1 pseudogene is annotated in these 544 nt (G+C 61.8%); it reads right to left on the reverse strand.

Annotation, left to right across the window (positions count from 1 at the left end):
• Window positions 1-73 precede the first annotated feature (73 nt).
• Window positions 74-544, reverse strand: a pseudogene (locus NW819_RS14580) (ABC transporter); the annotation flags it as partial.

Below are 544 nucleotides of genomic sequence, written 5' to 3' on the forward strand. Positions count from 1 at the left end.
CCCTCACCCCCAGCCCCTCTCCTCTTGGGGAAGAAGGGAGCCCACGCTCAACCTAACCCTGTTGCAAATGACCCTATGGGCTGGCCGAAGGGATCCCATCCGCAAACACCCGCCCGATCACTTCCTCGATGGGCGGGTCGGTTACCGTTAGATCCAGCACATCCAGCTCTGCCAAGAGCTTGGCCACCGTTTGGGTGAGCTGCTCCCGCTGCACCCACAGCCGCGCCTCACAGCTGCCCGGATCCCCGTCCGTGCGCACCTCTCCATAGAGCTGCAGTTGGGCAACAGGGCAAGGGCGAGCCAATTTCAACCTCACCTCTCGGTAGGGGGCAAAGCGCTCCAGCAATGCCTCGAGGTCGCCATCGTACATGAGCTGCCCCGCGTTGATGACCAGCACCCGTTGGCACAGCGCAGTAATATCGGCCATGTAATGGCTGGTCAACAGCACCGTTGCTCCATAGCGGCGGTTGTAGTCCCGCAGAAATTGCCGCACGCCGGCCTGGGCGTTGACATCCAACCCCAAGGTGGGCTCGTCCAAAAACAA

It is taken from the genome of Synechococcus sp. R8-2, assembly GCF_047461715.1.
GTDB lineage: Bacteria > Cyanobacteriota > Cyanobacteriia > Thermostichales > Thermostichaceae > Thermostichus.